The following is a 7,587-nucleotide window of genomic DNA, read 5'->3' on the forward strand; positions in this document are numbered from 1 at the left end:
AGAGAGACGAGAGGGAGGTCGGTCACGCCATGCGAGATCCGCTGTCCGCGATGTCGGACGCCTTTACCGCCTTCCTCTTCGGGAAGGTGGAGACGACCCGGCTGCCCGTCCGCACCTCGACCGGACAGGCCCAGGCGGTCTACCTGCCCACCGCGGCCCCCGGCCTCGGCGACTCCGGCGTGATCATCGGCCGCGAGGTGTACTCCGGCAAGGGCTACATCTACGACCCCTTCCAGCTGTACGGACAGCAGCTCCCCGCCCCGCACTGGCTGGTGCTCGGCGAGTCCGGGAACGGCAAGTCCGCGCTGGAGAAGACGTACGTGCTCCGCCAGCTCCGCTTCCGCGACCGCCAGGTCGTCGTCCTGGACGCCCAGGGCGAGGACGGCGTCGGCGAATGGAACCTCATCGCCCAGGAGCTGGGCCTGACGCCCATCCGTCTCGACCCCACCTCCGCGCTCAACGGCGGCATCCGGCTCAACCCGCTCGACCCCGCGATCACCACCACCGGACAGCTCGCCCTGCTCCGCACGATCATCGAAGTCGCCATGGGCCACGGCCTCGACGAACGGTCCGGCTTCGCGCTCAAGGTCGCGCACGCCTTCGTGAACGAGACGAAGGACGAGCGGCAGCCCGTCCTGATGGACATCGTCGACCAACTGCGCCACCCGGAGCCCGAGTCCGCCGCGGCGATGAACGTCGACATAGACGACGTACGGGCCTGGGGCCTGGACGTCGCCCTCGTCCTGGACCGGCTCGTCGACGGCGACCTGCGCGGCATGTTCGACGGGCCGACGTCCGCCGACATCGACCTGGACGCCCCGCTGATCGTCTTCGACCTCTCGCACATCGACCGCAACTCGATCGCCATGCCGATCCTGATGGCGATCGTCGGTGTCTGGCTGGAGCACACCTGGATCAGGCCCGACCGGAAGAAACGCATCTTCCTGGTGGAGGAGGCCTGGCACATCATCAACTCGCCCTTCGTGGCCCAGCTCTTCCAGCGTCTGCTGAAGTTCGGCCGACGGCTCGGGCTGTCGTTCGTCGCCGTCGTCCACCACCTCAGCGACGTGGTCGACGGAGCCGCGGCGCGGGAAGCGGCGGCCATCCTCAAGATGGCGTCGACCCGCACGATCTACGCCCAGAAGGCCGACGAGGCCAGAGCGACCGGCCGGGTGCTCGGGCTGCCCCGATGGGCGGTCGAGATCATCCCCACGCTCACCCCGGGCATCGCCGTCTGGGACGTCAACGGGAACGTCCAGGTCGTCAAACACCTGATCACCGAGGCCGAACGCCCCCTCGTCTTCACCGACCGCGCCATGACCGAGTCCTCCGCCGTCGACCTGCTCCCGGAGGACGTACGGGCCGCCGAACTGGAGGCGGAACAGCGCGCGGCCCGGATCGAGAACCAGCAGCGGCTCAACGAGTCGTCCGAGTCAACGGTGGCATGACATGGCACGGCGCGGCGAGGCACGGCCCAGTGGCAACGAGGAGGGCGGCGGCGGTATCCCCGACGGGCTGCTGATCGGCCTGCTGGCCTTCCTGCTCGGGCTGACCCTGCTCGCCTGGACGGCCACCGGCCTGTCCGGAATCCTCGCGCACGGCGCCTGGCCGCACGGCGTCACCCTCGCCGAGACCCCGCTGGCCATGCGCCGGCTGGTGGAGGCCCCGCACGACCTGCCGGCCGCCTGGCCGGCCACACCCGCGGGGGAGTTCTCCGGGTACGGCCTCTTCTGGGGCCTGTTCATCGGCGAACTGATGGTGCTGGTGGTGCTGACCATCTTCGTCATGGGCGTGGTCGCGCGCTGGCGCGGCGTACGGTCACGGCAGCGCGCCGAACGGCTGGACCAACTGGAGCACCCTCAGCCGGAACACCCTTTGCAGCGCCCTGATCCGAGGAAGCAACAGGAGTACGCGCACGAGGTCCCGGCCCGCGAGCCCACGGCCCCCCTCACCGCACCACAGCCACAGGCCACGCCACAGGCCGACACCACAGCCGCCACGGCCACCACAGCAGCCGCGGACACCGCCGAGCTCCTCGCGACCGCACCACCGCTCGCCGTGCCCTCCCCGCGTGCGCCCCTCGTCGTCTACGGACCCGCCGCCACCCGCCGGCCCACCGTCGTCCAGGCCATCAGCGAAGCCGACGGACCCCTGCTCGTCGTCACCTCCGACCCCAGCGTCTGGGCCGAGACCAAGGACGCCCGCGCCAAGCTGGGCCCGGTCCTCATCTACGATCCCGGCCACCTCTGCGACACCCCGGCCCGGCTCCACTGGGCCCCCACCGCCGGCTGTGAGCTACCGGAGCGGGCTGCCGCGCGCGCCGCGGCCCTCCTCGCCCCGGTCCGGCCGCAGGCCCGCATCGACGCGGCGACGGCCGACACCGCCGAAACGCTCCTCCAGTGCTGGCTGCACGCCGCCGCCATCGACGGCCGCCCCTTCCGCCAGGTCCACCGCTGGGCACAGGGCGGCACCGCCCACGAACCGGTGCGGCTGCTCCGTACCCACCCCAAGGCCGCGTCCGGACTCGCCGGGCTGCTGGAGTCCGCACTCACCGCTCACCCCGAACGCCGCGAGATGGCCCAGGAGCTCACCGTCCGGGCGTTCGGCGCGCTCTCCTCGGTCCACATCCGCGACGCCTGCACCCCCAATCGGGCGGATGCGCTCGCGCTGGATTCCTTCGTGGACGAGGGGGGCACCCTTTACGTGGTGGGCGAACCCATCGAGAACCCCCGGTCGGGCCCCGGAGCCATGCCCCTGCTCACGGCGCTCGTTTCAGACGTGGTCGAGCACGGCCGCCGCATGGCCGCACGGTCATCCGACGGTCGGCTCGACCCACCAATGACGCTCGTCCTCGACGACGTCGCAGCCGTGGCCCCCCTGCCCCGGCTGCCCGAGCTGCTGGCGACCGGCAAGAGCCAGGGCCTGCCCACCGTCGCCCTGCTCCGCTCCCCCGAACAGGGCCGCGCCCGTTGGACCCAGCAGCTCCGCACGCCGAGCATCCCCTGATCCCCTGCCCGCACCAGGACGGTTACGGCCGGGCCACCGCGTACTCCAGCTCACGGGCCGTGGGGTCCCCCCGCATCGGTACGGTCTCCCCGGTCGGCACGAACCCGATCCGGCGGTAGAACGCCGAGGCCCGCGGATTGTTCTCGTGCACATACAGCCGTACGCGCTCGATCCGCGGCTCGCCCAGCGACCACGCCCAGTCCATGCCGGCCCGGAACAGTTCCTCGGCCACGCCCCCGCCCCGTGTCTCGGGGCGTACGAACACCCCCACCACATGCGCCTGGTGGACATCGGCCGCCGCACCGAACACGTTCTCCCCGTCCGGCCGCTCGATCAGCACGGTCACCGAGCCGGCCCAGCTTCCGTCCGGCGCCACCGCGACGAACTGCCGTACCTCACCGTCCCCCGCCTCGGACGCAGCGGCGGTCCGCTCCCGCCAGAAGTCGTCGAACCGCTCCAGTGCGTCTTCGTACGTCTCCAGGAACGCCACCGGCGCCACCGGGTCCCGCAGCGCGGCCAGCCGGAGTTCCTTCACCAGCTGCCACTCCCCGGCACGCACCGGCCGTATCACGTAGTCCATGCGCCGATCCTCACCCGCCACCGACGGCCGCGCAAAGAGATTCCGCCGCAGCCCACGGCGTCGTACCCCGGTACTACGCGCCCCGCCACACCCCGTCCCCGGTCCGACGCCCCGAGCCCGCCCGCTCCGTAGCGTCGACCGCATGATCAGGGCATACGAACTCACCAAACGGTACGGGGACACCACCGTCGTCCAGGACCTCGACTTCACGGTCCGCCCCGGCACCGTGACCGGCTTCCTCGGCCCGAACGGCGCCGGGAAATCAACCACCATGCGCATGCTGCTCGGCCTGGACGCCCCCACCCGCGGCCGCTCGACCATCGGCGGACGCGCGTACGCCACCCACAGCGCACCGCTGACCGAGGTCGGCGCCCTGCTGGAGGCCCGCTCCGTCCACCCCGGCCGCACCGCCTTCCACCACCTGATGTCCCTCGCGCACACCCACGGCATCCCCCGCAGCCGCGTCGAACACGTCCTCGACCTCGCCGGGCTGACCTCGGTCGCCGGGAAGCGGGTCAAGGGCTTCTCACTCGGCATGGGCCAGCGGCTCGGCATCGCCGCCGCGCTGCTCGGCGACCCGGCCGTCCTCATCCTCGACGAACCGGTCAACGGCCTCGACCCCGAGGGTGTCCTGTGGATGCGCAACCTGCTCAGGTCCCTTGCCGCACAAGGCCGCACGGTCCTCGTCTCCTCGCACCTGATGAGCGAGACGGCGCTCACCGCCGACCACCTCGTCATCATCGGACGCGGCCGCCTCCTCGCCGACACCACCGTCGCCGACTTCATCGCCACGGCGGGCGGCGCCTCGGTCCGCGTCCGCACCCCGCGGGCGCCCGCCCTGCACGACCTCCTCAAGGGACCCGGCATCGACATCACCGGCCCCACCGGTACCGAACCCGGTGAGCTGGAGGTCCGCGGCGCGGACGCCGCCCACATCGGCCGTATCGCCGCCGCGCACGCCATCCCGCTGTACGAACTCACTCCGCGCACCGCCTCACTGGAACAGGCCTTCATGGACCTCACCCAGGAGTCGGTCGAGTACCGGATCACCGCCCCCGAACCGACCGGAGCCCCCGCATGACCACCGTGGCAGTCACCCCGCACCCCTACCGCATCACCCCGGCCCGGGTGCTGCGCTCCGAGTGGCACAAGCTCCGGTCCCTGCGTTCAAGCTGGATCACCCTGGGATCGGCAGCCGCGCTGGTACTCGCCGTCGGCATCGTCATGGGTACGACCTACACCTCCGGCGGCGGCGACTCGGACGTCGACACGGTCGTCATGGTCCTCTACGGCACCGCACTCGGCACCCTCTGCACGGTCGTGCTGGGCATCCTGGTCACGGCGGGCGAGTACGCGACGGGCATGATCCGCGCCTCGCTCACCGCCGTCCCCCGCCGGCTCCCGGTCCTGTGGGCGAAGACGGCGGTCTTCGCCGCCACCGTGTTCACCGCCATGCTGGCCACCTCGCTCGTCACCTTCGCCGTCGCACAGTTCTTCCTCGACGACACCGACCAGGCCGCCTCCCTCACCGACCCCGGCGTACTGCGCGCCGTGGCGGGCAGCGCCGCCGGGACCACGTTCCTCAGCCTGATCGCCCTGGGCCTCGGTGCCCTGCTCCGCTCCGTCCCTGGCGCGATCGGCGCCTATATCGGGGGCGTGATGGTCCTTCCGGAGATCCTCTCCATGCTTCCCTACGACGCGGTGGACACCGCCGTCCGCTACTTCCCCACCCAGGCCGCAGGCGTTCTGGGCTCCGCCACCCCGCTTCCCGACGCCGCCTCCAACGGCGCCGCCCTGCTCGCCCTCGTCCTCTGGGCCTCGGCCACACTCCTCGCGGCAGCCGCGCTCCTGCGCCGCCGCGACGCATGACGCGGACGAGGCAGGCGACGAGGGTGTGAAGAACGCACGGGACACGTACGAAGCGGGGGACGCACAGGTGACGGACGACGGTACGGACCGGGCGGGGGCACTACGCCCCAGCCCGCTCACCGGGCACATTCAGCGACTGCTCCAGCGCGTCCGCGCAGCCGACCGCCGTCGGCCCGCCGTCTGGGACGGACTGCTCACCACGTTCTGGATTCTGTTCGCCGTACTCGACGTCACCTCCGGCGGCTGGCGCACCGTCGCCGTCGACCCGCACGTGTCACCGCGGCTGGTGCTGCTGCTGAGCGCCGCGTTCTCCGCACCGCTCCTGTGGCGCCGCAGCCACCCGTCGGCCGTGCTGCTGTTCATGGCCCCGTTCGCCCTGGTCAACGTCTGGTCGGGGGCGGTCATCCAGGCCGCCTTCCTCCAGGAGATCGTGGTCCTCAACATCGCGCTCCGGCTGCCGCTGCGCACCCTGGCCGGGGCGGGCGGGATCGTGCTCACGCCGCTCCTGATCGGCTCGGCCCGTTTCCCGGCGGACTGGAACCAGCTCTTCGTCCCGCATCTGTACGCGTTCGTGTTCGTCTCCCTGCTGGGGATCGTGTTCCGTACGCGCAAGGAGTACACAGAGGCCCTCGTCGACCGCGCCGACCGGCTCGAACTCGAACGGGACCAGCAGGCCCGGCTGGCCGCTGTCGCCGAACGGACCCGGATCGCCCGGGAGATGCACGACATCATCGGCCACAACCTCTCCGTCATCACGGGCCTCGCCGACGGCGGCGCGTACGCCGCGGCCAAGAGCCCGGAACGGGCCGCCCAGGCCCTGGACGCGATCGGCGCCACCAGCCGCCAGGCCCTCGCCGAACTCCGCCGCCTGCTCGGGGTCCTGTCCGATCCCCCCGACCACGCCGACCGCACCCCGCAACCGACCCTCGACGACATGGACACCCTGCTCGCGGGCGTACGGACGGCAGGCCTCCCGGTGCGCCTGAGCCGCCGCGGTACACCGCCGGCGGTCCCGCCCACCGCTGGACGGCAGTTGACGGTCTACCGGGTGGTACAGGAAGCCCTGACCAATACGCTGAAGCACGGCGGCGGACACTCCGCCCTGACGGCCGAGGTCACCCTGACCTACGGGGCGAAGGAACTGGAGGCCCTGATCACCGACAACGGAACCCCCGATCCCAGCACTGCCGCACCCGACGGCACCGGGCAGGGCCTCACGGGCATGCGTGCACGCGCTTCCCTGTACGACGGCACCGTAGAAGCAGGCCGTCCCACCGCCACAGACCGTTCCGCCGGCACCGGCTGGCGGGTACGGCTCCGGCTCCCTCTGGAGGACTCCCCCTCGTGACGACCGTGCTCATCGCGGACGACCAGCCGATGCAACGCTTCGGATTCCGCATGCTTCTGGAGAGCCAGGAGGACATGACGGTCGCCGGCGAGGCCGCCAACGGTCACGAGGCCCTCCAACTCGTCGCCCGGCATCAGCCGGACGTCGCCCTGATGGACATCCGCATGCCCCTGCTCGACGGCATCGAGGCGACCCGCCGCATCATCAGGACCGGCTCCCGCACCCGCGTCCTCATCGTGACGACGTTCGACCTGGACCGGTACGCGTACGACGGTCTGCGCGCAGGCGCGAGCGGCTTCCTCATCAAGGACGCGATGCCGGAGGAGCTGCTCTCCGGCATCCGGGCCGTCGCCGGCGGCGACGCGGTGGTCGCCCCCAGTCTGACCCGCCGTCTCCTGGACGCGTACGTGCAGCACCTGCCGACAACTCCCGGGGGACCCGCAGCACCGGATGCACGCATCGGAACCCTCACCGGCCGGGAACGGGAGATCCTCACCGTCATCGGACAGGGCTGGACCAACTCGGAGATCGCGGAGCGACTGCACCTCGCCGAATCGACCGTGAAAACCCATGTCTCCCGCATCCTCGCCAAGACCGGTGTCAGAGACCGCGTCCAGGCTGTGATCCTGGCGTACGACACCCATCTGGTCACCCCGGGCTGATAGGGGGGAGAAGGGCCTTTCTGGTCGGGAACGCAGAAAAGCCCCGTGCCACAAGGGCACGGGGCTTAACTATAAAAGGAGTTCGGCGGCGTCCTACTCTCCCACAGGGTCCCCCCTGCAGT

7 protein-coding genes are annotated in these 7,587 nt (G+C 71.3%); 6 read left to right on the forward strand and 1 reads right to left on the reverse strand.

Translation table 11 applies throughout. The annotated features are described in order from the left end of the window. The first annotated feature begins 29 nt into the window (after positions 1–29). Both ACIQM0_RS24535 and ACIQM0_RS24540 read left to right on the forward strand, forming a co-directional pair. Positions 30–1,448, forward strand: a complete 1,419-nt coding sequence (locus ACIQM0_RS24535; RefSeq protein ID WP_401290172.1) for an ATP-binding protein — start codon at positions 30–32, stop codon at positions 1,446–1,448. Position 1,449: 1 nt separating this feature from the next. Further along, positions 1,450–3,006, forward strand: coding sequence for a type VI secretion protein (locus tag ACIQM0_RS24540; protein ID WP_401290175.1), 1,557 nt, complete (start codon positions 1,450–1,452; stop codon positions 3,004–3,006). Between the two features lie 22 nt (positions 3,007–3,028). On the opposite strand, the gene ACIQM0_RS24545 is transcribed toward ACIQM0_RS24540, so the two are convergent. Beyond that, positions 3,029–3,586: a GNAT family N-acetyltransferase gene (locus ACIQM0_RS24545; protein WP_401290178.1), complete on the reverse strand. Its 558-nt coding sequence runs from the start codon at positions 3,584–3,586 to the stop codon at positions 3,029–3,031. A 142-nt stretch (positions 3,587–3,728) separates the two neighbouring features. Between ACIQM0_RS24545 and ACIQM0_RS24550 the strand changes: the two genes are divergently transcribed. The 4 genes from ACIQM0_RS24550 (at position 3,729) to ACIQM0_RS24565 (ending at position 7,465) form a co-directional block, all read left to right on the forward strand. Continuing rightward, the gene (locus tag ACIQM0_RS24550; protein WP_401290180.1) at positions 3,729–4,667 is read left to right on the forward strand and encodes an ABC transporter ATP-binding protein; all 939 of its coding nucleotides are present in this window, start codon (positions 3,729–3,731) and stop codon (positions 4,665–4,667) included. Continuing rightward, a complete protein-coding gene (locus ACIQM0_RS24555; protein ID WP_401290183.1) occupies positions 4,664–5,455 on the forward strand; it encodes an ABC transporter permease in 792 nt (263 codons plus the stop codon). Before ACIQM0_RS24550 ends, ACIQM0_RS24555 begins: the two co-directional genes overlap by 4 nt. Positions 5,456–5,522: 67 nt before the next feature. Then, on the forward strand, positions 5,523–6,803 hold the full coding sequence (locus ACIQM0_RS24560) for a sensor histidine kinase (RefSeq protein WP_401290224.1): 1,281 nt from the start codon (positions 5,523–5,525) through the stop codon (positions 6,801–6,803). Beyond that, on the forward strand, positions 6,800–7,465 hold the full coding sequence (locus ACIQM0_RS24565; protein ID WP_401290184.1) for a response regulator: 666 nt from the start codon (positions 6,800–6,802) through the stop codon (positions 7,463–7,465). Before ACIQM0_RS24560 ends, ACIQM0_RS24565 begins: the two co-directional genes overlap by 4 nt. Positions 7,466–7,587: the final 122 nt, after the last annotated feature.

Origin of the sequence: Streptomyces sp. NPDC091387 (assembly GCF_044756945.1) — a bacterium.
GTDB lineage: Bacteria > Actinomycetota > Actinomycetes > Streptomycetales > Streptomycetaceae > Streptomyces.